Origin of the sequence: Pseudomonas putida, assembly GCA_041071465.1 — a bacterium.
Taxonomy (GTDB): Bacteria; Pseudomonadota; Gammaproteobacteria; order Pseudomonadales; family Pseudomonadaceae; genus Aquipseudomonas; species Aquipseudomonas putida_P.
On the sequence record CP163498.1, the window covers coordinates 6,236,824 to 6,259,583 of the forward strand.

23 protein-coding genes are annotated in these 22,760 nt (G+C 64.2%); 15 read left to right on the forward strand and 8 right to left on the reverse strand.

Annotation, left to right across the window (positions count from 1 at the left end; genetic code table 11):
• The first annotated feature begins 59 nt into the window (after window positions 1-59).
• Window positions 60-1,376 (forward strand): arsenic transporter, encoded by a 1,317-nt coding sequence (locus AB5975_28605; GenBank protein ID XDR20332.1) that lies wholly within the window; start codon window positions 60-62, stop codon window positions 1,374-1,376.
• A gap of 354 nt (window positions 1,377-1,730) precedes the next feature.
• Here AB5975_28605 and arsH read toward each other — a convergent pair whose 3' ends face one another.
• The 6 genes from arsH to AB5975_28635 are packed head-to-tail and all read right to left on the reverse strand — an operon-like array spanning window position 1,731 to window position 6,003.
• Window positions 1,731-2,453 (reverse strand): arsenical resistance protein ArsH, encoded by a 723-nt coding sequence (gene arsH, locus AB5975_28610; GenBank protein XDR20333.1) that lies wholly within the window; start codon window positions 2,451-2,453, stop codon window positions 1,731-1,733.
• Window positions 2,446-2,868 carry an arsenate reductase (glutaredoxin) gene (gene arsC, locus AB5975_28615; protein XDR20334.1) on the reverse strand — a complete coding sequence of 141 codons (423 nt, stop codon included), beginning with the start codon at window positions 2,866-2,868 and terminating at the stop codon, window positions 2,446-2,448. Before arsC ends, arsH begins: the two co-directional genes overlap by 8 nt.
• Window positions 2,865-4,097 (reverse strand): MFS transporter, encoded by a 1,233-nt coding sequence (locus AB5975_28620; GenBank protein XDR20335.1) that lies wholly within the window; start codon window positions 4,095-4,097, stop codon window positions 2,865-2,867. Before AB5975_28620 ends, arsC begins: the two co-directional genes overlap by 4 nt.
• A 2-nt stretch (window positions 4,098-4,099) precedes the next feature.
• The gene (arsB, locus tag AB5975_28625; GenBank protein XDR20336.1) at window positions 4,100-5,170 is read right to left on the reverse strand and encodes an ACR3 family arsenite efflux transporter; all 1,071 of its coding nucleotides are present in this window, start codon (window positions 5,168-5,170) and stop codon (window positions 4,100-4,102) included.
• A 10-nt stretch (window positions 5,171-5,180) separates the two neighbouring features.
• A complete protein-coding gene (locus AB5975_28630) occupies window positions 5,181-5,675 on the reverse strand; it encodes an arsenate reductase ArsC (GenBank protein XDR20337.1) in 495 nt (164 codons plus the stop codon).
• 4 nt (window positions 5,676-5,679) lie between these two features.
• Entirely contained in the window at window positions 5,680-6,003 is a 324-nt protein-coding gene (locus tag AB5975_28635; GenBank protein ID XDR20338.1) for an ArsR/SmtB family transcription factor, read from the reverse strand.
• 725 nt (window positions 6,004-6,728) lie between these two features.
• Between AB5975_28635 and AB5975_28640 the strand changes: the two genes are divergently transcribed.
• From AB5975_28640 to AB5975_28690, 11 genes are all read left to right on the forward strand, one after another.
• A complete protein-coding gene (locus AB5975_28640) occupies window positions 6,729-7,475 on the forward strand; it encodes a hypothetical protein (GenBank protein ID XDR20339.1) in 747 nt (248 codons plus the stop codon).
• A 118-nt stretch (window positions 7,476-7,593) separates the two neighbouring features.
• Window positions 7,594-7,806 carry an AlpA family transcriptional regulator gene (locus tag AB5975_28645; protein XDR20340.1) on the forward strand — a complete coding sequence of 71 codons (213 nt, stop codon included), beginning with the start codon at window positions 7,594-7,596 and terminating at the stop codon, window positions 7,804-7,806.
• 42 nt (window positions 7,807-7,848) lie between these two features.
• Entirely contained in the window at window positions 7,849-8,724 is an 876-nt protein-coding gene (locus AB5975_28650; GenBank protein XDR20341.1) for a ParA family protein, read from the forward strand.
• Complete coding sequence (locus tag AB5975_28655; protein XDR20342.1) at window positions 8,708-8,968, forward strand: hypothetical protein; 261 nt, start codon at window positions 8,708-8,710, stop codon at window positions 8,966-8,968. The genes AB5975_28650 and AB5975_28655 overlap by 17 nt, the downstream gene beginning before the upstream one ends.
• The gene (locus AB5975_28660) at window positions 8,961-10,625 is read left to right on the forward strand and encodes a ParB family protein (protein XDR20343.1); all 1,665 of its coding nucleotides are present in this window, start codon (window positions 8,961-8,963) and stop codon (window positions 10,623-10,625) included. The genes AB5975_28655 and AB5975_28660 overlap by 8 nt, the downstream gene beginning before the upstream one ends.
• Window positions 10,626-10,640: 15 nt before the next feature.
• Window positions 10,641-11,201 (forward strand): DUF2857 domain-containing protein, encoded by a 561-nt coding sequence (locus AB5975_28665; protein ID XDR20344.1) that lies wholly within the window; start codon window positions 10,641-10,643, stop codon window positions 11,199-11,201.
• Window positions 11,202-11,204: 3 nt separating this feature from the next.
• Window positions 11,205-12,458, forward strand: a complete 1,254-nt coding sequence (locus tag AB5975_28670) for an STY4528 family pathogenicity island replication protein (protein ID XDR20345.1) — start codon at window positions 11,205-11,207, stop codon at window positions 12,456-12,458.
• Between the two features lie 331 nt (window positions 12,459-12,789).
• Window positions 12,790-13,569, forward strand: a complete 780-nt coding sequence (locus AB5975_28675; protein ID XDR20346.1) for a PFL_4669 family integrating conjugative element protein — start codon at window positions 12,790-12,792, stop codon at window positions 13,567-13,569.
• On the forward strand, window positions 13,566-14,093 hold the full coding sequence (locus AB5975_28680; protein ID XDR20347.1) for a DUF3158 family protein: 528 nt from the start codon (window positions 13,566-13,568) through the stop codon (window positions 14,091-14,093). Before AB5975_28675 ends, AB5975_28680 begins: the two co-directional genes overlap by 4 nt.
• A gap of 73 nt (window positions 14,094-14,166) precedes the next feature.
• Window positions 14,167-14,607: a single-stranded DNA-binding protein gene (locus AB5975_28685; GenBank protein ID XDR20348.1), complete on the forward strand. Its 441-nt coding sequence runs from the start codon at window positions 14,167-14,169 to the stop codon at window positions 14,605-14,607.
• A 283-nt stretch (window positions 14,608-14,890) separates the two neighbouring features.
• Window positions 14,891-16,921 carry a DNA topoisomerase III gene (locus AB5975_28690; protein XDR20349.1) on the forward strand — a complete coding sequence of 677 codons (2,031 nt, stop codon included), beginning with the start codon at window positions 14,891-14,893 and terminating at the stop codon, window positions 16,919-16,921.
• A 723-nt stretch (window positions 16,922-17,644) separates the two neighbouring features.
• Here the strand turns inward: AB5975_28690 and AB5975_28695 are convergent.
• A complete protein-coding gene (locus AB5975_28695) occupies window positions 17,645-18,280 on the reverse strand; it encodes a cation transporter (GenBank protein XDR20350.1) in 636 nt (211 codons plus the stop codon).
• Window positions 18,281-18,697: 417 nt separating this feature from the next.
• Here AB5975_28695 and AB5975_28700 point away from each other — a divergent pair, with 417 nt between their 5' ends.
• Together AB5975_28700 and AB5975_28705 are read left to right on the forward strand one after the other, a co-directional pair.
• On the forward strand, window positions 18,698-18,901 hold the full coding sequence (locus tag AB5975_28700) for a sterol desaturase (GenBank protein ID XDR23052.1): 204 nt from the start codon (window positions 18,698-18,700) through the stop codon (window positions 18,899-18,901).
• 24 nt (window positions 18,902-18,925) lie between these two features.
• The gene (locus AB5975_28705) at window positions 18,926-19,288 is read left to right on the forward strand and encodes a DUF3703 domain-containing protein (protein ID XDR20351.1); all 363 of its coding nucleotides are present in this window, start codon (window positions 18,926-18,928) and stop codon (window positions 19,286-19,288) included.
• A gap of 67 nt (window positions 19,289-19,355) precedes the next feature.
• Here the strand turns inward: AB5975_28705 and cadR are convergent, their stop codons facing one another.
• Entirely contained in the window at window positions 19,356-19,754 is a 399-nt protein-coding gene (cadR, locus tag AB5975_28710) for a Cd(II)/Pb(II)-responsive transcriptional regulator (GenBank protein ID XDR20352.1), read from the reverse strand.
• A 91-nt stretch (window positions 19,755-19,845) separates the two neighbouring features.
• Between cadR and AB5975_28715 the strand changes: the two genes are divergently transcribed.
• The gene (locus tag AB5975_28715) at window positions 19,846-22,758 is read left to right on the forward strand and encodes a heavy metal translocating P-type ATPase (protein ID XDR20353.1); all 2,913 of its coding nucleotides are present in this window, start codon (window positions 19,846-19,848) and stop codon (window positions 22,756-22,758) included.
• The last annotated feature ends 2 nt before the right edge of the window (window positions 22,759-22,760 follow it).

Consider the following 22,760-nt stretch of genomic DNA (forward strand, 5'->3'; position numbering starts at 1 on the left):
CGTAAGACAGCTGCCGATCACGCCCCTGTTTCGCGATCCCTCCCGGAAACCGCCCCTCCATGCCTGTCAGCGAAAACGCATCGATCATCTGGGTCGTAGCCGCCCTCGCCACTTGCGGCGTCATCCTGCGCCCCTGGCGTATTCCGGAGTACGCCTGGGCCATGGGCGGCGCACTGCTGCTGACCGCTCTTGGCCTGATCACGCCGCACAGCGCGCTGGCTGCGGTGGCCGAAGGCAGCGACGTCTACCTGTTCCTGATCGGCATGATGGTGCTGGCCGAGCTTGCTCGCCAGGAAGGCCTGTTCGACTGGCTGGCCCACTATGCCGTCCAGCACGCGCGAGGATCGGGGCAACGGCTGTTCGACCTGGTGTTCCTGGTGGGCACGCTGGTCACTGTTTTTCTGTCCAACGATGCCACCGCGGTGGTGCTGACCCCAGCAGTCTACGCTGCGTGCAAGGCCGCCAAGGCCGAGCCTTTGCCGTACCTGTTCATCTGCGCCTTCATCGCCAACGCCGCCAGCTTCGTGCTGCCCATCTCGAACCCGGCCAACCTCGTGGTATTTGGCAGCCAGATGCCGCCGCTACTGGACTGGTTAAGACAGTTCAGCCTGCCATCACTGGCGGCAATTGCCCTGACCTACGTGGCCCTGCGCCTGTCCCAGCGCCGACAGATCCGCCAGCCGCTGGCCTTGAACGTTCAAACCCTGCCACTGAGCGCGGGCGCACGGTTGTGCGCAGTGGGTATCGCCTTCACCGCGGTCTTGCTGCTGGGCGCCTCGGCGCTGGACCAGGCGCTGGGGCTGCCGACATTCTGCGCGGGGGTAGCGACCACCGCCCTGATCCACCTGCGCCAGCGGCGCAGCCCGACGCCAGTGTTGCGCCATATCGCGTGGGGCGTGCTGCCACTTGTAGCAGGCTTGTTCGTGCTGGTCGAAGCGGTCGCCCAAACCGGCCTGGTGGTGCGTCTTGCCCATGCGCTGGCGGCGCTCGCCGAGGGCTCGCCGAACACAGCAAGTTGGGTAGCGGGCACAGGGGTTGCTATTGCCAGCAACCTGATGAACAACCTGCCGACCGGGCTGATTGCCGGGGCCATGGGGTCGGTCGTCGAGTTGCCGCAGCAAACTACCGCGGCTTTGCTGATCGGCGTGGACCTGGGCCCGAATCTGTCGATTACCGGATCACTGGCCACGTTGCTATGGCTGGTCGCGATCCGCCGTGAGGGAGAGCACGTGGGGGCCTGGCACTTCTTACGCCTGGGGCTATTGGTAATGCCCCTGCCCTGGCTGCCGCGCTGCTGGCGTTGTGGGTGTAACCCAGCGCACGCCTGGGGCTCTGAAGCGGCGCTTGATCTAACCAGTGCTGAAATTGCCGGGTAAGCAGCCGCCAACCCAGCCATAGGTAAAAAATCCCAAAAAAAAAGAGGCCATTAAGGCCTCTTCTTTTTGATCCCAGCGACGCACTGAGGATCGAATTTGGAGCGGGAAACGAGTCATGCACTAGAGCGCTAAGTCTCTGTTTCCCAATCACTTTCTTCACTGTGGTGATCAGTGAAGAACTCAATTATAGCCTTGTTTTTCGCCCTCGGCAACAAAGTTCATCCAACGACTTCCATTGAAGTCCAAGGACTGCTCTTTTCGCAGTCGCACCGCCCTACGATGCTGTCGCGATGCAATGGGGCCTCCAGTGGCCAAGGCCGTCGTGCGGCGATAGGCGAATGGAATCAGGGGTTATCAGATTACCGCCTGCTGCATGCGCTTGGTCAACGCCTCGGCGCTTTCCTTGCGCTCGCTATACCTGTCCACCAGATACGGCGACGCATCGCGCGTGAGCAGCGTGAACTTCATCAGTTCCTCCATCACGTCCACAATGCGGTCGTAGTAGGCCGACGGTTTCATGCGTCCCGCTTCATCGAATTCTTGATACGCCTTGGCGACCGAGGACTGGTTGGGGACGGTCAGCATCCGCATCCAGCGGCCCAGCACGCGCATCTGATTGACAGCATTGAAAGATTGCGAGCCGCCCGACACCTGCATCACTGCCAGCGTCTTGCCCTGAGTCGGACGCACCGCGCCGACTGACAGCGGAATCCAGTCGATCTGCGTTTTCATCAGGCCGGACATCGCGCCATGGCGCTCCGGCGAACTCCACACCATACCCTCGGCCCACTGCGCGAGTTCGCGCAGTTCCCTGACCTTGGGATGATCCTCGGTCGCGTCATCCACCAGCGGCAGGCCCGACGGGTTGAACAGCCGCGTCTCGCCGCCCAACGCCCGCAGCACGCGGGCTGCCTCTTCGGCGGCCAGTCGGCTAAACGAGCGTTCGCGCAGCGAGCCGTAGAGCAGCAGGAAGCGTGGCGCATGGGTGGAACGTTCGGGTGCCAGTAGCCGTTCCATGTCCGGCGGCTGGAGCAATGCGGCGTCGATGTTCGGCAGGTCGAGACGGGATTCAGACACGACGGCCCTCCACATCCACTACCGGCTCGCCGTCTTCCTTGTTGAACGCGCCGCGCTGCGGTTGCGGCAGGATGTCGAGCACTGTTTCCGACGGGCGGCACAGGCGCGTGCCCAGCGGCGTGACCACGATAGGTCGGTTGATGAGGATCGGATGTTGGAGCATGAAGTCGATCAATTGCTCGTCGCTCCACTTCTGATCTCCCAGGCCGAGTTCCGCATACGGCGTGCCTTTCTCGCGCAGCACCGCGCGTACCGGGATGCCCATCGCGGCGATCAGCGCCTTCAGCATGTCGCGGTCGGGCGGTGTCTTCAGATATTCGATGACAGCCGGTTCCTCGCCGCTGTTGCGAATCAGGCTGAGGACGTTGCGTGACGTGCCGCAATCGGGATTGTGGTAGATCGTGATGTGGCTCATGTCGAGGTGCCTTCGTTCGAGAGAAGCATGGATTGCTGGCGCAGATGCCTGATCACATAGCCGAACAGGATCGCGCCCGCCGCGCTGATGCCGGTCAGGGCCAGCAGCGTGCCGGGATAGCCGTTGCCGGCGGAATACAGCAGCGAGGCCACGAAGGGGCCGGCGGCCACTGCGATCTGCACGGGTGTCGCCATCGCGCCGCTGATGGCGCCATAAGCGGCCCGACCGTACAGCTCGGCGGGCAAGGCGCCTCGTACGATCGTCATGACGCCATTGCCGATGCCGTAGAGCGCGGCAAACACGACATACACCGGCAGCCACTGCTCGGAAGCAAAGAGCAGGAGCAATGACAGCGGCAGCAGACTGATGGCCGCCATGCCGACCTGGCGCGTGCTGGCCCGCTTGCCGACCGTGGCTTGCACCACACGGCCGAGTACCTGCATTGGCCCGATCAGCGCACCGACCCAGGCCGCATTTGCGGCAGAGATGCCATGTGCCTGCAAGACTGGGATCATGTGCAGCGACATCGCCGCGAACACCAGTGCATTCAGCGTCACAGCCGCCGTGACGAGATAGAACACCGGTTCGCGCATGACCGCGGTGAGATTGCGGGATCGGGTTTCCGTCCGCGCTGGGGGTGTGCCGTGTGCCGGGCCGCGTCCCTTTGGCAGGCTGGCATGGATGGGCAGGCAGATCAGCAGGTTCGCGGCCGCATAGATCAACCAGACCTCGCGCCAGCCGACGTGTTGCAACAGCGTTTGCGTCAGCGGCCAGAATACCGTGCTGGCGAAACCGCCGAACAACGTCAGGTGCGTGATCGCCCGGCGATAGTTGCTGCCATGGACCTGCGTGATGACCGCGAAGGCCGGCTGGTACAAGGTCGCGCTCATGGCCACGCCGATACCGGCCCACACGAGGTAAAGCTCCGTCGCGTTGTGTACCCGCGAGAGGCACGCGAGCATGACGGCGGCCAGCAAGGCGCCGCTTCCCATCAGCAGACGTCCACCGATGCGGTCGATGATGCTGCCGGCCGCGGTCGAAAGCAGTCCCGAGATCAGCAAGGCCACCGAATAAGCCCCGACGATGGCGGGCTTGGACAGGCCGAGTTCGTCCTGCATGGGCTGCATCAGGACGCCGTAGGCGTAGAACATCGACCCCCACGCGACGATCTGCGTCAGTCCGAGCGAGGGAATCAGCCAGCCGCGAGAGCGCGGGATGGTGTTGTCCATGATTACGCTTGGCGCTCGTACCAGCCGCGCGAGCGGTTGACCACGCGCACCACCAGCAGCATCACCGGCACCTCGATCAGCACGCCAACCACGGTGGCCAGCGCCGCGCCCGAGTGGAAGCCGAACAGACTGATGGCGGCGGCCACGGCCAGCTCGAAGAAGTTGCTCGCGCCGATCAGTGCCGAGGGGCCGGCGATGCTGTGCTTCTCGCCTACCTTGCGGTTGAGCCAGTACGCCAGCCCGGAATTGAAGAACACCTGGATCAGGATCGGCACCGCCAGCATGGCGATCACCAGCGGTTGCCGGATAATGGCCTCTCCCTGAAAGGCGAACAGTAGCACCAGCGTCAGTAGCAGCGCGGCGATCGACAGCGGGCCAATACGTTCCAGCGCCCGGTCGAACGCAACCTGACCCCGGCGCAGCAGCGCCCGGCGCCAGAGCTGCGCGAGGATGACAGGAATGACGATGTAGAGCGCGACCGACACCAGTAGCGTGGCCCATGGCACGATGATCGACGACAGGCCCAGCAGGAGGCCGACGACGGGCGCGAAGGCGAACACCATGATGGTGTCGTTCAGCGCCACCTGCGACAGCGTGAACACCGGATCGCCGCCGGTCAGCCGGCTCCACACGAACACCATCGCCGTGCAGGGCGCGGCGGCCAGCAGGATCAGCCCGGCGATGTAGCTGTCCAGCTGCCCGGCCGGCAGCCACTGTGCGAAGACATGGCGGATGAAGATCCACGCCAGCAGCGCCATCGAAAACGGCTTGACCGCCCAGTTCACAAACAGCGTGACGCCGATGCCGCGCCAGTGTCGCCTGACCTGGCCGAGTGCGCCGAAGTCCACCTTCAGCAGCATCGGCACGATCATCACCCAGATCAGCAAGCCCACCGGCAGGTTGACCTGGGCGACTTCCAGCTGGCCAATGGCCTGGAACGCGCCCGGCGCGAACTGGCCCAGCGCGATGCCGGCAACGATGCACAGCAGCACCCACAGGGTCAGATAGCGCTCGAAGCTGCTCATGGCAGATGCGGCCGGCGCGTGACCGGCCGCTTCGGTTTCTGTAGTCATCGCGCCGCCCTTACTGGCGGCCGATGTCGCGCAGCTCGCGCTGCAACGACATGGCGTCCAGGCGCTGGAGCGGCAGCGACAGGAACAGTTCAATGCGTCGGCGCAGCGTGATCGCGGCGTCGAGGAACGCTTTGCGCTGTTGCTCCTCAGTGCCCTCGACGGCTGCCGGATCAGGGACGCCCCAATGCGCCGACACCGGCTTGCCCGGCCACAGCGGGCAAGCCTCCCCAGCAGCGTTGTCGCAAACTGTAAAGATGAAGTCGAACACCGGCGCACCCGGTGCCACGAACTCGTCCCAGCTCTTGCTGCGGTAGCCGGTCGTCGGCAGGTGCAGCCGCTCCAGCGTGGCAAGTGCCAGCGGATGAACCTCGCCCTTGGGGTGACTGCCCGCCGAATAAGCGTGGAAGCGGCCCTTGCCCAGCTCGTTGAGCATGCCTTCGGCAAGGATGGAGCGGGCGGAATTACCCGTGCAAATGAACAATGCGTTGTAGATCGTGTCGGTCATGGCGTCAGCAGTCGCAGCGGGTGGATTCGGAAACCTCGCACACTCCGCCTTGGCAGCAATGCTCGGTCAGGTAGCCGATCAGGCCGTTCATGTGGTCGTATTCGGCGCGATAGATCAGGTTGCGGCCTTGCTGCTCGATGCTGACGAGGCCGGCGTGGGCCAGTTCCTTCAGATGGAAGGACAAGGTGTTGCGGGCCACGTCGAGCTGGTCGGCCAGCACGCTGGGCGTGAGTCCTTCCGGGCCGGCGACGACCAGGGCGCGGAACACACGCAGGCGCTGGGTGTGCGCCAAGGCGCTCAGGGCGGAAACGGCTTGATCTTCGTTCATGATTCGATAGTACAACAATTATTGAATTAATGGATAAGAATCAGCGGGCAAGTCATTCATGGCTTCGCGGCATACCGCCGTCGAGTTCTTGGACTATGTTCCGCGCATCACGCCCATCAAAGTCATCGCGGCAGCAAGATGCTTCTATCAAGAGCGGCGGATGCCTTCTCGCACCACGGACTAGTTCAAGGGAAGGCAGGATGCCTAGCGGGCGATAGAACTGCACTGCATCCTGATGCGATGTGACCATGTTTGGCCCACACCGCAGGCGCGTGAACGCAAAGTGCGTTGGATTGAACCAAGCAAAATGCTTCGCCGCAAGATGCTATGTCGATATATCAGGATGCCGAAACAAGCATGACATGCGCGGATTTCTCCAGGTCCCTCTGGACGTGGAGCAGCGGATGCAATCCCCTGCGCCTTGTGAAACCGTGGGGATATCAGACCATATCGAATCGGTCTTGATGTGCTTGACGCACCCCATGACGCTGGCACCGTGAGCGCAATTGTCGAGCGTGCTTCTTCCTTATTACTCGACGGACCGGCAACTGGTCAATTCTTGCATATCGAGCAAGAGAGAACCACCTGTGACGGGTGCCATGATCTCTTCCGTCCATGTTCCAGGGCATCGCCCCAGGCATCAGCCACAGGCATAACGAAAAAACAGCCCCTTGGTGGGGCAAGAAGGAGCCGGTGATGTAGCGCTTCCGAAAGGAGACGAAAACATGCACAAGGAGCCACCACTATCAAAGGTGTTCTATCGTCCCATCGAAGCTGCCATACGGTGGGCTGGGTTGTTGCGGTACGAAGCGGTGATCGTCGCATCGATCGCATCACCGCGTTGTCTGCCGCAGATGTTGGACTGCCCGCGATGGAACGAGTGTCGGCTGTACTCGGAACGCATCTACGACGGTATCCTCAACGCCGAACTACCCTTCGGCAAGAACGGGATCACACTTAATGACCCAGATCTGGTGAGTTCACTCGATCTGACCGTCCGCCATGTCGATCTGAAGCGGTGGATGCGCACCCACTATCCCGAGCATCGGCCGGGATTTCTGTTCAGTCGCGGCGAGCGCATGGTGCATCCCTTCATCACCATCGAGACAGGACAGGCAATCCTGCTGGAACGGCTGGCTCTGCAGGCCGCGCTGGACCATAGCCGACGCGAGATGCGCGAACTGCAACAGCAACACGAAGTCTTGCTAAAGCAGTCCGCCGTACTGCTGGCTCCCAAGCAGTGCGTGATCAGTGATCGGGCGGAAACTACATACCTGAACATCATCGGCGGCATGCTGACGCTGATGCTGAGCCAATCCCCATCCGGCGTGCCGTACTCCAGCTTCAAGACGCAGGAGGCCATCGTCACCGCATTGCTCGCCCACTATGGCGGCACCATGGGCATCACGGAGCGAACCTTGAACGGCAAGTTCGCCAATGCCAGGAAGAATGTCCGTAGCGCAGCCGCGTGAATTCTTCCATCTTGTATGTGCAGTCGCGGAGATTGCATTTGCAATGTTTTTCCGCAGCCATGTCTATTGAATAGAGGTCACGCCAACAAACGCTACTGAGCGTTCAGGAGTGACCGCCATGTCGCAAATACCTGTACTGCCACCGCACGAGCGCCGCATCCTGCGGCTCGATGAAGTTGAAGCGAAGTCCGGCTTCAAACGCGCCCACATCTACAACCTGATGAAGAAGCGCCAGTTTCCGCAGGCGTTGCGCCTGGGCGTGCGCGCCGTGGGCTGGGATTCGGTCGAGATCGACCAGTGGATCGCCGAACGCCTCAACAACCGGACCTGACCCGCTCCCCCTCGATTTTCCCATCGCCAAACGGAGAGCGCCATGCAGGTCGTATCCATAATTTCAACGAAAGGCGGCGTAGGCAAGACGACTACGGCCGCCAACCTCGGCGGCCTCGCCGCGGACGCGGGGCTGCGTGTGCTGCTGCTCGATCTCGACGTGCAGCCGACCTTGTCGTCCTATTACGAGCTGGCACACCGCGCTGCCGGCGGTATCTATGAGTTGCTGGCGTTCAACGAACGCGCCCTCGATCAGTTGGTGTCCCGCACCATCATCGCGGGCCTGGACCTGGTGCTCTCGAACGATCACCGGGGTGAACTGAACACGTTGCTACTGCACGCGCCAGACGGACGCCTGAGACTGCGGCACCTGCTGCCGGCGCTGGCGCCGCTTTATGACCTGGTGCTGATCGACACCCAGGGTGCACGCTCGGTGCTGTTGGAGATGGCGGTGCTCGCCTCTGACCTGGCGCTGTCGCCCGTGACCCCGGAAATTCTCGCTGCCCGCGAACTGCGACGCGGCACCATGCAGTTGCTGGAGGACATCGCGCCATACCGGCACCTCGGCATCGAACCGCCATCCCTGCACCTGCTCATCAATCGCGTCCACCCCGTGTCCGCGAATGCACGGATGATCCAGCAGGCGCTGCGCGACCTGTTCCAGGACCATGCCGGCATATGCGTGCTGGGCACCGACGTGCCGGCCATCGAGGCCTATCCGCGCGCCGCAACCCGCGGCCTGCCGGTGCATCGCGTCGAGCATCGCCAGCCGCCGGGCAGAGTTGCGCCCGCCGCGCTCGACACCATGCGCGCGCTCGCCGGCGAACTGTTCCCACAGTGGCAAGACAGATTTGCCCTCGTGTCCGGCCGTCCTCCTCGTTCCATTGAAACCGGGAGGTCACATGGCGAACGCACATGAACTGGCCCGCGGCCACAAACGGCTGCGCGCCCTGATTGAGTTTGCGGTGAGCGAAGGCTGGCACGTCAAGCGCACACGGGGCGGACACCTCAAGTTCACCAAGGCCGGCTGCGCCGCCATCTACACCAGCTCAACAGCGAGCGACTACCGGGCGGATCTCAACGCCCGTGCACAGATCCGCCGCGCCGAGCGCGAGGCCCGCATGGCCCGGGCCGTCAACGCCGAGGGATGTGGTCATGGCTGAGATGACCTCCCAGGACATGGCCGGCAAGCTGCTTGCCGCCGGGTTCGAGCGCAGTGGGCCATCGGCCACGGCCTTGAGCGACCCGATCGCCGACACGCCGATGGTCGTGACGCTGGACCAGTTGCGGCCCTACGACCACGACCCCCGCAAAAAGCGCAACTCGGCCTACGATGAAATCAAGGCCTCCATCCGAGAGCGCGGCCTGGACGCGGCGCCAGCGATCACACGCCGTCCTGGCGAGGCGCACTACATCATCCGCAACGGCGGCAACACCAGGCTGGCGATCCTGCGTGAACTCTGGGCGGAGACCAAGGACGAACGCTTCTTCCGCATATCGTGCCTGTTCCGGCCGTGGCCTGCGCGCGGAGAGATCGTCGCCCTGACCGGGCACCTCGCCGAGAACGAACTACGCGGCGGCCTCACGTTCATCGAGCGCGCCCTGGGCGTCGAGAAAGCCCGCGAGTTCTATGAGGCTGAAAGCGGCACCACCCTGAGCCAGTCCGAGCTGGCCCGCCGCCTGGCCGCCGACGGCTTCCCAGTCCAGCAGTCGCACATCAGCCGCATGGCTGACGCGGTGCGCTACCTGCTGCCCGCGATCCCGACCGTCCTATACGGGGGCCTCGGCCGCCACCAGGTCGAGCGGCTGTCGGTCATGCGCAAAGCCAGCGAACGCACGTGGGAGCACTATGCCAAAGGCCGCTCCCTGCCGCTGGACTTCGACAGCTTCTTTCTGGAGGCGCTGTCGCAATTTGATGTCCAGCCCGACGAGTTCTCGCCGCCGCGTGTGCAGGACGAGTTGATCGGTCAGATGTCCGAGCTGCTGGGCATCGACTACGACGTGCTCGCCTTGGACCTGACCGAATCCGAGAGCCGCCACCGCGCCCTGGTCAGCGACCCAACCCCGCCATCGGCGCCGCCGGCATTGCCCGAGCCTGGGGCCATCGCACGGCCGCCGATCGAACCGGCACCGCCCCCCACTACAACTGCACCTTCTGCGGGCCACTCTGCCGACGCGCCGACAAGGCCCCGGGACGATGGGGCCCCGAGCGAGGCATCCGCAGCCAGCCCTGCGGCAGCGAATGGCGGTCTGCTTGACGAGCACATCATCTCTCCGGCACCCACGACGGAGCGGCTCCAGTCCATCCAGCGCATGGTCGCCGACCAGTTGGGCGATGCGCTGCCGCCCGACTTCTCGGCCAACGTCTTGCAGTCGATTCCCGTGCAGGCCGGTGGCCTCTATCCCATCTCGGACATCTGGTATATCGACCCTGGCCTCGACACACCCGACCGCCTGCGCATCCACATCGCGCAGTTCGCGCGCGAGATCGCGGGCGAGGCCGACCTGGACGCGTGTGTCGAGGATCGTTCTGATGGCATCGGGTTCACGTGTCGTGCCCCAGCCCAGGCTTCGTCGCCGCTCGCACGCGCCGTGCTCGCACTACTGGTTTCCCTGGCCGGTCAGCAGCCAGCCGGCGTCGGCTTGGACAGCGGGCAACTCATCACAGACCTGCCAGCGCTGTTGCACGGCCAGGGTCAACGTCGTGACGGCGGGGCCCGGCGATTGAGCGACACCGCGCTGGTCAAGCTGTTTCGTCTGCTGCGGCTGGCCCGGCGCCTGCTGGATCTGGAAGCCGGCGCTGTCGGTTCTGGGATCTGAGCGAGGGAGGCCTGCATGTCCGCACCGAACCCACTCAACCAGGCCGTCATCGCGCAGGCACTCTACGACCTACGAAACGGGCAACTGCGTCGCTGCAAGGCGATGGGGTTCGGCGAGGAAGAGCTGGATGCGCTCAAGCATCCGGCGCTGATCAGCGTGCTGGCCAATGCCAACGTCTCCTGGTGCTCTGTCTCGGTGAACCGGGAAGTGCTCCGGCGATTGCTCAAACAGGCGCAGGACGTGGAGAAGGAGATCGCCACCGTCGATCGCATGCTGCGCCTGGGTGCCAGTACCGAAATGGTGAGCCGCTTCTACGGGCTGACACATCAGGAAGTCGCACTTCGGCGCGAAGTTCTCGGCCTGCCCAAACGCAAGGGGCGCCATCCGGTTCTGGACGAGGAGCAGGACACCGAGCTGTGGCGGCGCTGGAAGGTCGTGACCAGCAGCAGGAACGTCGAGCTGGAGGATGAGACCTCGGTTCTTGATGCGGCAATGGACCTCGCCGAAGGCATGGAGCTGCCGCTGTCGGTGGTCTGGGCTGCGATCAAGAACTGGATCGATCAGGGACTGGGTTGAATCATGGCCGTGGACGACGCTGCACCACGAGCACCACGCCAAGGTCCGGTCGCCCTCGCTGATCTGTTCGACAGCGCGCTGAAAGACCTTGCACCGAAACCTCGCCCACTAGCACCGGCTCCCGCCTTCGCATCCGCGACGTCTCCTGTGTCTGCAACCGGCGACGGTTTCCTGTTCAGTGGAAATCGGCACGAGAGCGTGCCGCGACGGCTGTTCCTCGACCGACGCCTGACGCCGCTGGAACGCAATGCCTGGCAAGTCTTCCGGATGATGCTCAACGAGGATGGCGTCACGGCGTTTCCGACGTATGAGCAACTTCGCCCGTGGCTCGCGTCAATGCCCTGCGCCGGACAGGCCTCCCACGAGACCGTGGCACGGGCGCTGACGCTGTTGCGCCTGACGCGCTGGTTGAGTCTCGTGCGCCGCAGGCGCGACCCCAAGACCGGGCGCATCCTCGGCAACCTCTACGTCCTGCACGATGAGCCCCTGACCCCGTTCGAGGCGATGCAGCTCGACCCGGACTACCTGCAGCTCGTCAGCCAAGCCCTGGGCCATTCGGCCAGGGCCGTTCAGGTCGTGGGCTTGCACACGCTCAATGAGATCGCCGAAGACCCGCTGCTGTCTGGCCGCATGCTGCCCTCGCGGCTGCAGGTCCTTGCCGAACGCCTCGCAAGCCAAGGCATTGGGTCGCAGGAGAGTTATCCACAGGAGGACACGGTTCACGATTCCGAAGAAGGGGCGCCGAGCCTTCTTCGGAATTCTGATCGGCCCTCTTCGGATTCCGAAGCAGGGCCAAAACACGCAGCAGACGGCGCTCTTCGGAATCCGAAACAGGACCGTACTGTACGTAGTAGTCGTATTAATGAAGTACGTACTACCGCGCGTGAGCGTGGGCAGGCGCGCGCGATGCCGGGAGTTCGTCTGCCTGATCGCTTTCTCGGCTTGAAAGATGAACAGCAGGCCGGCGCCATGGTGGCATTGCAGCAGGTCGATGCCCCGCTACGCCAGGCCGTGCTGGACGACGAATGGGCGGATCGCTGTCGTGGCAGCACCATCCGCAACCCGGCAGGCTACCTGTTCGGCATCATCCAACGTGCCATCCGTGGCGAGTTCAACGCATGGGCCAGGCAAGCTGGGTCAGCACCGCCACCTGCCCCTGCACGAGATGCACCGCCTGAGCCACCGCGCAATGTAGTTCCGCCCGAGGTAGCCCGGCAGCACATCGACCGGCTGCGCGACCTTCTGCGCAGTAGCTGAGCGCGACGAGCGACAAGGGCGTGAAGCAGACGCCCGTGGCCGTCAGTAGAGCTATCCCCTGGGGATAGATGTGATGCAAGGCGTAACACCGAAAGACACAGGCTGGGTGCTTCTGTCCACGGTGCTGCAGTGGCGTCCGGTTCCTGAGCGCACCCACCATCTGCGCGAGCAGCGCTCTGTGGCGTTTGATGGAGCTATCCCCTGGGGATAGCTCGCATTGCGGGCCGCCACCACCACGACAACCGGGGACCAGTTCATTTCGGTTTGTTGACTGACTGCCTTCCGCTGCATGCCGATCCTGACCGCTCCTTTTCCCAAGCGAGCGGACACCATGGCAACCAACGAACCTCTGCAACTCAATCTCGGCTCTTTGCGCAGCGCGATGTCGCTGACGCTTCACACCCACCACGCATCGCGCATCTGGCATGGCCGCGCCGCCGCCGAGGGGCGACCCGGCATCGTCGGCCTGAACGGCTACATCGCCGTGATGAACAAGATGAAGCGCGGCTCGGAACAGGATGACCCGTACAGCGACTGGTGGATGTTGCGCATCGAGGAAAAGCTCGACCAGGCCAAGACCACGTTGCAATCGCTGCGCGAGCAGGTGGACCAGGCATTGGCCGGCGTGCCAGCGGCGTTGAGCCTGGGCGAGAACCTCAACGTGCAACCGGTGAAGCTCCCCTTGTTCGTGAACGCGCAGCTCGGCTTTGCCGCGGTCTATCTCCTGGCCGACTATGACGACATCGCCCGCAAGCTGATCCTCGCCCATCACACCGCGCTGATCGATCGCTCGACATTGGAGCGGTGGCTCAACGAAGGCGCTCACACGCTGCGCAGCCTGTTCAGCCTGGCCCAGCAGTACCGCTACTCGGGATGCACCCGCGACGACTTCGCGGCCAAGAACGCCGCAGCGCGGGCGGCGCTGGAGAAGTTCGGCGACTTGCCGCAGGACGTGCTCGAAGGCGCTCGCCGCTCGAAGTTTGCGCCGCCCGTCGTGCGCCGCGGCCTGCAACAGCGCAGTGATAGCGCTGCCGCAGCCGCACCTCCCAGCGACGAAGGCACTGCCGCCGATCCGGCCGAGGCCAGCACCGGCGAGGACGAACAGGCATGAGCGACCCGAACCGCGAACCTCGCTACTTCCGTGGTCTGGAACAGCCAGCCTTCATGCGGCTGGAACACGCGGCCTCTCTAAAAGGCCTTTTAAAGCCTTTTAAAGGTAAAGGGGACTTCGAGGCCTGGGCCAGCCAGTGCTTCGCCATGCGCGACGAGTTGATTGCCCTGGCGCAGCGACAGGTGCTGCCACAGGCGTGCGGGCATCCCTTCCACCTGCTTCCCGTCGAGCTGGCCCAGCAGACCACTGGCGCAGGCACGACCTTTCTTCGCTGGCGCAAGCACGATCGATCGGCCATGGGCGTGGCGTTGTGGCAGGAGCTGATGGCGAGCCCCAGCACGCCGGTCAACCTGCTGCACGACCTGCACGAGATCGAACTGCAGCGCGTCATGCTGAACATGCAGATCAGCCTGCTGCACACCCTGGGCAGGCAAGCACAGGAATGCGCCAGCAAGGCCGCGCAGGCGGACAACACCTACCTGCGCCGGCTCGCGTCCGTTCCTGCCGCAGTGCGCGATCGGTGATTGCGCCTGCCATCCGAGCACGCGCCCGAGCCCAACGAGGCACGGGTATTTCAACCACCACGGAGATTCCAACATGAGCACACAATTCATCGGCGAGGGCAACATCGGATCGCCTCCCGAGTACCGCGAATTCCCCAATGGCAACGACGATCCTCGCCGGTTGCTCCGGCTGAACGTGTACTTCGACAACCCCGTCCCCACCAAGGGCGGCGAGTTCGAGGACCGCGGCGGCTTCTGGGCGCCGGTGGAACTCTGGCACCACGACGCCGACCGCTGGCAGCAGCTCTACCAGAAGGGCATGCGGGTGCTGGTCGTCGGCCGCATGGAGCGCGACCCCTGGACGGACAACGAAGATCAGCCGCGTGAGACTTGGCAGGTCAACGCGCGCAGTGTCGGCATCCTGCCGTACCGCATCGAGTCTGTGGCCCTCAGCCCGAAGCCACAGGAGGCAGAGCCGAAGCCCCAGGCCACCCAGGAATCGACGGCGCCGAAAGAGACCAAGCGCAGGAAGTGATCGGGCATGGAGGGCGGCTGCCGCAGTGCTTCGCCGCCCTCCATGCGCTGCGAATTATCCCCAGGGGATAGCTCCACCAACGTCCACCGAGTTCCACGCGCGCTCCCGGAAATCGCGGCTCTCGGCCCGCACACTTCCGGCCACGCACCTTCCCCGCACTCGCCATTTCATCGGCGTGAAAGCGGTCGCTGCCGCATGCGGCTTGTTTGCTGCTGCCAGGGGCTGCGCTCGGCATCCTCGATCCCAGCAACTCCATGAACAACAGGAATCGGGATGGACGGATATGCGGCTGTTCTTGTGCGAGAAGCCCTCCCAGGGCAAAGACATTGGCCGGATTCTCGGCGCCACGCAGCGCGGTGAAGGCTGCCTCAACGGTTCCGGCGTCACGGTCACCTGGTGCATCGGCCATCTCGTGGAGGCGGCGCCGCCCGAGGCCTACGACGAGCAGCTCAAACGATGGTCCGTTGAGCAGTTGCCCATCATTCCCCAGCACTGGCGGGTCGAGGTCAAACCGAAGACCGCCACGCAATTCAAGGTCGTCAAGGCGCTCTTGGCGAAGGCGACTCACCTGGTTATCGCCACCGATGCCGACCGCGAGGGCGAATTGATCGCCCGCGAGATCGTGGAGCTTTGCGGCTACCGCGGCCCCATCGAACGCCTGTGGCTGTCGGCGCTCAACGATGCGTCCATTCGGGCGGCACTGGGCAAGCTGCGGCCTTCGGCCGAGACGCTTTCGATGTACCACTCGGCGCTGGCGCGCTCCCGTGCGGATTGGCTCGTGGGCATGAACCTGAGCCGGCTGTTCACGGTGCTGGGGCGACAGGCGGGTTACGACGGCGTGCTGTCGGTCGGCCGCGTACAGACCCCGACGCTCAAGCTCGTTGTGGACCGCGACCGCGAGATCGCGCGCTTCGTGTCCGTACCATACTGGGCCATCGCCGTGTCCCTGTTCGCAGGCGGTTCGACTTTCGCCGCGCAATGGGTTCCACCCGATGCGTGCACCGACGACGCAGGCCGCTGCCTGCGGCAGCCGGTCGCACAGCAGACCATGCAGCAGATCCGCGCTGCGGGCAGTGCCCACGTCGTGTCGGTGGAGACTGAGCGTGTCCGCGAAGGCCCGCCGCTGCCGTTCGACCTGGGCACCTTGCAGGAAGTGTGTTCCAAGCAGCTTGGGCTGGACGTGCAGGAAACCTTGGAGATTGCCCAAGCCCTGTACGAGACGCACAAGGCCACGACGTACCCCCGCTCGGACTCCGGCTACCTGCCCGAGAGCATGTTTGCCGAAGTGCCCACCGTTCTCGACAGCCTGCTCAAGACCGATCCCTCGCTGCGCTCGATCATGGGCCAGCTCGACCGCTCGCAGCGCTCGCGCGCCTGGAACGATGGCAAGGTCACGGCGCACCACGGCATCATCCCGACGCTCGAACCGGCGAAGCTCTCCGCCATGAGCGAGAAGGAACTGGCCGTGTACAGGCTCATCCGGTCGCATTACCTGGCGCAGTTCCTCCCTCACCACGAGTTCGACCGCACTGTGGCCAAGTTTTCGTGCGGGGGGCAGAACCTGGCGGCCACGGGCAAGCAGGTTGTCATCCCGGGTTGGCGCCAGGTGCTCGCCGAGCCGCAGGCCGAAGACGGTGATGGCGAGGGCGATACTGCGGTCCGCGCCCAGGTGCTGCCCGCGCTGCCGAAACTGTATGAGGGCCTGGCATGCCAGGTGGCCGACGTCGATCTCAAGGCACTCAAGACGCTGCCGCCCAAACCGTACACGCAAGGCGAGTTGGTCAAGTCCATGAAAGGCGTCGCCAAGCTGGTGTCCGATCCCCGCCTGAAGCAGAAGCTCAAGGATACGGTTGGCATCGGCACCGAAGCGACGCGGGCCAACATCATCGGCGGCCTGATCGCTCGCGGCTACCTCGTGAAGAAGGGGCGCGCCATCCGCGCCTCGGATGCGGCTTTCACTTTGATCGATGCCGTGCCTGCGGCGATTGCCGACCCTGGCACCACCGCCGTCTGGGAACAGGCGCTCGACATGATCGAGGCCGGACAGCTCACCCTGGACGTGTTCATCGGCAAGCAGGCCGCGTGGATTTCGCAGTTGATTGCGCAGTACGGCAGCGCCTCCCTGTCCATCAAGGTTCCCCAAGGGCCGGCATGCCCGCAGTGCGGCGCACCCACGCGCCAGCGCAGCGGCAAGAGCGGCCCGTTCTGGTCGTGCAGCCGCTACCCGGACTGCAAAGGCACGCTGCCAGTCGAATCCGGCAGCTCCAAGCGCGGCGCCTCGCGCCCGCGCCGTAGCGGCCGCAAAGGCTCCTGACCGCCCCCGTTCCCCGTGAGCCGTGCCCGCCTTCGGCGGCGTGGCCCCTGTCCCGCACTCCGCCGCATGCCCTGCGGGACGCCCAGCGCGCAACGCCTTCTTGATCCGTGTGCGCGTCCCGCCCAGCCGTCCCCGGCCGCGGGACCTGAAGGTAGCTTCTCTGCGAGCCGCACCACGCGCGTTCTGTTGATCTGCGTTTCTTCCGCCCTCTGCGAAGGGTCTCCCGGTGGCTTGCCAGGCTGCACGAGCCACCGGGAGACCCTTCGTGGTCAGCGGTAATCGGTGCCGGTGCCCGCCGGTGCAAAAACGGGCTCCCTTTGTGCGCGGATGTGCGCCAGACGATGCCGGCCCCAGCCACGACATGGGCCGGGTGTGATTGCTTGATGAGCAGACGGTTCTAGCGACGACCGGGCCTGCCAATCAGCCCACGGGTGGTTCCTCTTTTCTCCCGAGCCGAAGGCCGTTGGGCCTTCGGCGCCATTCTCCTGCCCATCAACGTCCCGGCCCGGCCATTGGCCTGGGCCACACGAACAGGAGAGACGACATGCACCCTCAACCTTGCGCACCGCTGCTGTACGGCAGACGGAGGTCGAGAACGGCATGCCCGCCTATCGCGCGGCCATCGCCAATGGTACGCTCGGCTGCAGCCGAGGCCGTAGCCCAAAGGCTGGACTACCTCTTTTGCAGAGGTAAACCTCGGGATGAACTGGGCGAAAACATGCCTTATGTGCCCGCCTTACGGCGAGCTGTTTCCGATGCTTCGCGCAGGATTTCCCGCCCCCCATTCGCTGCGATTGCGGCCACGATGACGCCCAGCACCAGATCCGGGATGTTCGACCCGAACCCCATCACCAGCACCCCGGACAGCACAATCGCACCATTGACGATGGAGTCGTTGCTGGTAAAGATCGCTGACGCCTTGAAGTTCACATCTTCCCCGCGATGGCGGCGCAGTAGTCTGAGGCACACTAGGTTCAAAGCCGCGTTCAGCGCGGCCATGGCCATCATGGCTGGGCCGACAGGCTCTTCCCCTCCAGCGAAGCGGCGTAGGACTTCCAACAGCAGCAGCGCGGCCAGGCCGATTAGCAAGAAACCCGACAAGCGGGCCGCGCCCACCTTGACCGTTGCCGCACGACCGACGGCATACAGGCTAACCGCATAGACCGACGCATCGGCGAGGTTGTCCAACCCGGCGCCCATCAGCGCCGTAGAGCCAGCCCAGATGCCAAGGGCAATGCCGGCGGCGGACTGCGTCAGGTTGATCAGCAACACAGTCAGAAGAATCTTTCGGTCCTTCGCATCGCTCGCATCTAGGCGGCCCAACTCGTCGTTTTCGTGATTTCTGTGGTTTTCAGCCATGCATTGTTCCTTCCAAATCGATGGATGCTGAAGCCTGTAGCGGCTGGAGAGTCAAGGCGCAGATGCAACGAACTTGCCACAGGGTCTTCCCGGACGCCCTTGACTCTACCGTAGCTAGAAGGTTTTCCAATCCAGTCAGAGCTTTAGGACAGAACAGATGAGCACCAATGCGCCCCCTTCATTGCGACTGTCATCCGGTATGGCTGCTATCCACTGATCCGTGGCGCCACTGCGGTTGTGCTCTTCGGCGAGCTCGCGACCGGCCGGCCGTCTTTTCCGACGGAGCTACTCACAGTGATCGTCGCGCTCGCTTGTGCCGCCTTGCTAGAGGGCGGGCGGCCTTTCCACTCCCCGTTGAGCCAGTAGCGGCGTTCCAAGCTGTGGTTGGCCGTCGGCGCATGGCTCGGCTTCTTGGTCGTGCATCTGGCCTTCCAGCACTCCAATCTGGGATACCGGGTCGGGCCGTTGGGATTGTTGATCGGGGTGGCTGAAGCCCATCGCTGGCATCACAAGCGTGAGCACGAAGACGCCCAAGTCAACTACGGCGATTTCTGGATGCCCGGGGGCCACTTGTTCAGCGCTTTCCGGTCGCAAAAGCACACGCTGGGCGCCAAAGAGTGACACTCAAGAAAGATGGACTTTCCAATGGACTACGGCCCGCAGCTTGTCTATCCCTTCCGGAGCCGGCCAGCAGCGGCAAACGCTTGCGCTGCTGGCTATACGATCTTGCCCACGTCGCATTCTTGCGCGAGTCGGGCCTTGCGGCTTCTTGCGAAGCGATCGCGAGTTGCGTGGCGTGCCCATGAGTCGGGCCGCGTCGTGGCGCACTGCTACCTTGGCCTGCACCTGCACCTGCGCAGCCACGCCGCGATGCTCGGTCTGGCCTGGAGAACCCGTAAGGTGGCGGAGATTGCGGCGCGCAGGTCGTCCGGCTCGCGCTGGCTCCTGTGGGCCACGCCCTCGGTCGCACGCCGTCTCAAAACGTCAGAATCGCGCGCTTTCGCATGATGGAGCGCGGCACGTGGCTCTCAGAACTGGACCCGATCACTTCCAGCACCGATGACACGCTCGAGCTTCAGGCGGGCTCGGCCAAGCTGTTGAGAATGCCGCACTCGCGCGAGGTTCGGGCGCTATCGCAGGAGCGTCGCAGATCCATTAACTCGCGCTCCAAGGCGCGCAATTCCTTCATCTTGGTCCGCACTTGCGCGATATGAGCGTCGACCAGCGCGTTCACCTCGCCGCAGCCCAACTCTGGCCGATCCCGTAAGTTCAGCAGTTGACGGATCTCATCCAGCGTCATGTCCTTCGCCCGGCAGCGGCGGATGAACAGCAAGCGCTGCAAATGGACTTCGTCATAGAGCCTGAAGTTGCCCTCGCTACGTGCAGGCTCGGGCAGCAAGCCTTCTGACTCGTAAAAGCGCACGGTCTGCACCAAGCAATCTGCCTTCTTGCCCAGTTCACCGATCCGCATCATGGTTGCTTCCTATAAAAAACTTGACTCTATATCTACTAGAGGTTTTCTAATGATGGCATCCGGGGAAAACCTTGTCAATGAAGAGCGATCTATGAACAAAGAACCTTCCAGCCCATGCGCCTGCTCCGGCGGCAATGGCCAACAGACGGCGTGCGCCAGTGAGCAGGCCAGCACTGAAACCACCGTTTTCCACGTGAGCAACATGGATTGCCGCAATGAGGAAGCACTGGTGCGGCGAACGCTGGAGGGCATGCCCGGTGTCGAGCGGCTCCTGTTCGATCTTCCGCAGCGTTTGTTGACCATTTCGCACCGCGAAGTCTCGGCCGATGCCTTGGAGCAAGCGCTGAATTCGGTGGGCATGAAGGCTCAGGCTGTCCGAGACGCCGCCGTGTCGACCACCTACCGCATCGAGAACATGGACTGCCCGAGCGAGGAGAAACTCATCCGCTCGCACCTCGGGGCAGTCGAGGGAATTCAGGACCTCGACTTCGACCTCGCTGAGCGCACCCTGTCGGTGAAACACCTCGCTCAGGCACGCGCGCAGATGGAGCAGGTCCTGGCCTCGATCGGCATGCGCGCCAAGGAGCAGACCTTCGGCCACACGGGGCCGATCGAAGCCGCGGCTGTGATCCCATCCTCGGCCCTGCAGCAGCAACCAACCGCTGCCGTTTCCGCGCCGCCGATCGGCGAGCGGGTGACGTACCGGATCGAGAACATGGATTGCCCGACGGAAGAAGCGCTGATCCGCGACCGGCTGGGCAAGCTGCCGGGTGTGACCGCGCTCGACTTCAATCTGATGCAGCGTGTGCTGGGAGTCCAGCACACGCTGGCGACCTCAGCGCCGATCGAGAAGGCGCTTGCTTCCATTGGAATGCAGGCTGCGCGGCAGGACATGCAGACAGCCACCACGGTACTTCGCATCGCGAAGATGGACTGTCCGACCGAGGAAAGTCTGATCCGCGGCAAGCTGCAAGGCATGCCGGGCGTGCAGGGAATGGATTTCAACCTGATGCAGCGCACGCTCACGGTTCGGCACACACCCGACGCGATCAAGCCGGCAGTCGAAGCCATCGAATCGCTGGGCATGGAAGCCGAGGTCCAGAGGACTGATGAGCCGCGCGATGCCCCGGTGGCCGCGCACAAGACCAATTGGTGGCCGATGGCGGTTTCGGGCGTTGCGGCGGTGGCCGCCGAAGGCGTGTACTGGGTCAACGACGGCAATCATTGGGCCGTGATCGTGCTGGCACTGGTTTCGATCTTCACCGGCGGCCTCAGCACCTACAAGAAGGGCTGGATCGCGCTGAAGAACCTCAACCTGAACATGAACGCCCTGATGGCCATCGCGGTCACCGGCGGCATGGCGATCGGCCACTGGCCGGAGGCCGCCATGGTCATGTTCCTGTTCGCGTTGGCGGAAGTGATCGAGGCGAAGTCGCTGGACCGCGCCCGCAACGCCATTCGGGGGCTGATGGACTTGGCGCCCGAGACCGCGACCGTGCGGCAGGCCGATGGCTCATGGACAGAGCTGCCGGCCAAGGAGGTCGCAAAGGGCGCGGTGGTCCGCGTGCGTCCTGGCGAGCGCATCGCACTGGACGGCCTGATCACCTCGGGTCGATCGGCCATCAACCAGGCGCCCATCACCGGCGAGAGCCTGCCCGTCGAGAAGGCCGAAGGTGACCAGGTCTTCGCCGGAACCATCAATGAGACCGGCTCTTTCGAATACAAGGTGACCGCAGGCGCCAGCGACTCGACGCTCGCGCGCATCATCCATGCCGTGGAGTCCGCGCAGGGCAGCCGTGCGCCCACGCAGCGCTTCGTCGACCAGTTCGCCCGCGTCTACACGCCGGCGGTGTTCGCGGTGTCCGTGCTGGTTGCCGTCGTGCCGCCGCTCGCCTTCGGCGGCGCATGGTTTGACTGGGTCTACAAGGCCCTGGTACTGCTGGTGATCGCCTGCCCCTGCGCTCTGGTCATCTCCACGCCGGTCACCATCGTCAGCGGCTTGGCCGCTGCCGCCCGACGCGGCATCCTGATCAAGGGTGGCGTCTACCTGGAGGGCGGGCGCAAGCTCAAGGCGTTGGCCCTGGACAAGACCGGCACACTCACACATGGCAAGCCCGAGCAGACCGACTTCGTGCCGCTGATCGGCGAGGCGCAGGAAGTTGCCGCCTGGGCCGCAAGCCTCGCGGCACGCTCGGACCATCCTGTGTCTCAGGCCATCGCCCGCAAGGCGAACCGTGACGGCATCGCGCTGCACGAGGTCGACGACTTCGCGGCGCTGCCTGGCCGCGGCGTGCGCGGCCGCGTCGCCGGGCGCATGTTGCACATGGGCAACCACAGGCTCGCCCAGGAGCTGGGCCTGAGCGAAGCGACGCTCCAGGCTCGGCTGGAGACCCTGGAGCGCCAAGGCAAGACAGCGATCCTGCTGATGGACGATGCGACCGTGCTCGGCATTTTTGCAGTGGCCGACACCGTGAAGGAAACCAGCCGTGAGGCGGTGGCCGACCTGCAGGCGCTGGGTGTGCGCACGCTGATGCTGACGGGGGACAACCAGCACACGGCCGCGGCCATCGCTGCCCAGGTCGGAATCTCTGAAGCCCGTGGTGACCAACTGCCCGAAGACAAGCTCAAGACCATCGAAAGCCTGGTCGGCGGCGAGGGCCAGGTGGGCATGGTGGGCGACGGCATCAACGATTCGCCCGCGCTCGCCCGTGCCGACATCGGCTTCGCCATGGGCGCGGCCGGCACCGACACCGCGATCGAAACAGCCGACGTCGCCCTGATGGACGACGACCTGCGCAAGATCCCCGCCTTCATCCGGCTGTCGCGTAGCACTGCGGCGATCCTCACGCAGAACATCGTTCTGGCCCTTGGCATCAAGGCGGTGTTCCTTGCGTTGACGTTCACAGGGCATGCCACCATGTGGATGGCTGTGTTCGCTGACATGGGGGCAAGTCTTTTGGTTGTCGTCAATGGGCTGCGCCTCCTGAAGTTCAAGGCGGCATGAAC

Coding starts and splice junctions, on each gene's coding strand:
- AB5975_28665 (XDR20344.1), top strand. CDS start 10,641: ATGTCCGCACCGAACCCACTCAACCAGGCCGTCATCGCGCAGGCACTC.
- AB5975_28630 (XDR20337.1), bottom strand. CDS start 5,675: ATGACCGACACGATCTACAACGCATTGTTCATTTGCACGGGTAATTCC.
- AB5975_28690 (XDR20349.1), top strand. CDS start 14,891: ATGCGGCTGTTCTTGTGCGAGAAGCCCTCCCAGGGCAAAGACATTGGC.
- AB5975_28605 (XDR20332.1), top strand. CDS start 60: ATGCCTGTCAGCGAAAACGCATCGATCATCTGGGTCGTAGCCGCCCTC.
- AB5975_28645 (XDR20340.1), top strand. CDS start 7,594: ATGTCGCAAATACCTGTACTGCCACCGCACGAGCGCCGCATCCTGCGG.
- arsB (XDR20336.1), bottom strand. CDS start 5,170: ATGACTACAGAAACCGAAGCGGCCGGTCACGCGCCGGCCGCATCTGCC.
- AB5975_28655 (XDR20342.1), top strand. CDS start 8,708: ATGGCGAACGCACATGAACTGGCCCGCGGCCACAAACGGCTGCGCGCC.
- AB5975_28680 (XDR20347.1), top strand. CDS start 13,566: ATGAGCGACCCGAACCGCGAACCTCGCTACTTCCGTGGTCTGGAACAG.
- AB5975_28650 (XDR20341.1), top strand. CDS start 7,849: ATGCAGGTCGTATCCATAATTTCAACGAAAGGCGGCGTAGGCAAGACG.
- arsC (XDR20334.1), bottom strand. CDS start 2,868: ATGAGCCACATCACGATCTACCACAATCCCGATTGCGGCACGTCACGC.
- AB5975_28695 (XDR20350.1), bottom strand. CDS start 18,280: ATGGCTGAAAACCACAGAAATCACGAAAACGACGAGTTGGGCCGCCTA.
- AB5975_28660 (XDR20343.1), top strand. CDS start 8,961: ATGGCTGAGATGACCTCCCAGGACATGGCCGGCAAGCTGCTTGCCGCC.
- AB5975_28640 (XDR20339.1), top strand. CDS start 6,729: ATGCACAAGGAGCCACCACTATCAAAGGTGTTCTATCGTCCCATCGAA.
- AB5975_28635 (XDR20338.1), bottom strand. CDS start 6,003: ATGAACGAAGATCAAGCCGTTTCCGCCCTGAGCGCCTTGGCGCACACC.
- AB5975_28715 (XDR20353.1), top strand. CDS start 19,846: ATGAACAAAGAACCTTCCAGCCCATGCGCCTGCTCCGGCGGCAATGGC.
- AB5975_28685 (XDR20348.1), top strand. CDS start 14,167: ATGAGCACACAATTCATCGGCGAGGGCAACATCGGATCGCCTCCCGAG.
- AB5975_28670 (XDR20345.1), top strand. CDS start 11,205: ATGGCCGTGGACGACGCTGCACCACGAGCACCACGCCAAGGTCCGGTC.
- AB5975_28620 (XDR20335.1), bottom strand. CDS start 4,097: ATGGACAACACCATCCCGCGCTCTCGCGGCTGGCTGATTCCCTCGCTC.
- AB5975_28675 (XDR20346.1), top strand. CDS start 12,790: ATGGCAACCAACGAACCTCTGCAACTCAATCTCGGCTCTTTGCGCAGC.
- cadR (XDR20352.1), bottom strand. CDS start 19,754: ATGATGCGGATCGGTGAACTGGGCAAGAAGGCAGATTGCTTGGTGCAG.
- AB5975_28705 (XDR20351.1), top strand. CDS start 18,926: ATGGACTACGGCCCGCAGCTTGTCTATCCCTTCCGGAGCCGGCCAGCA.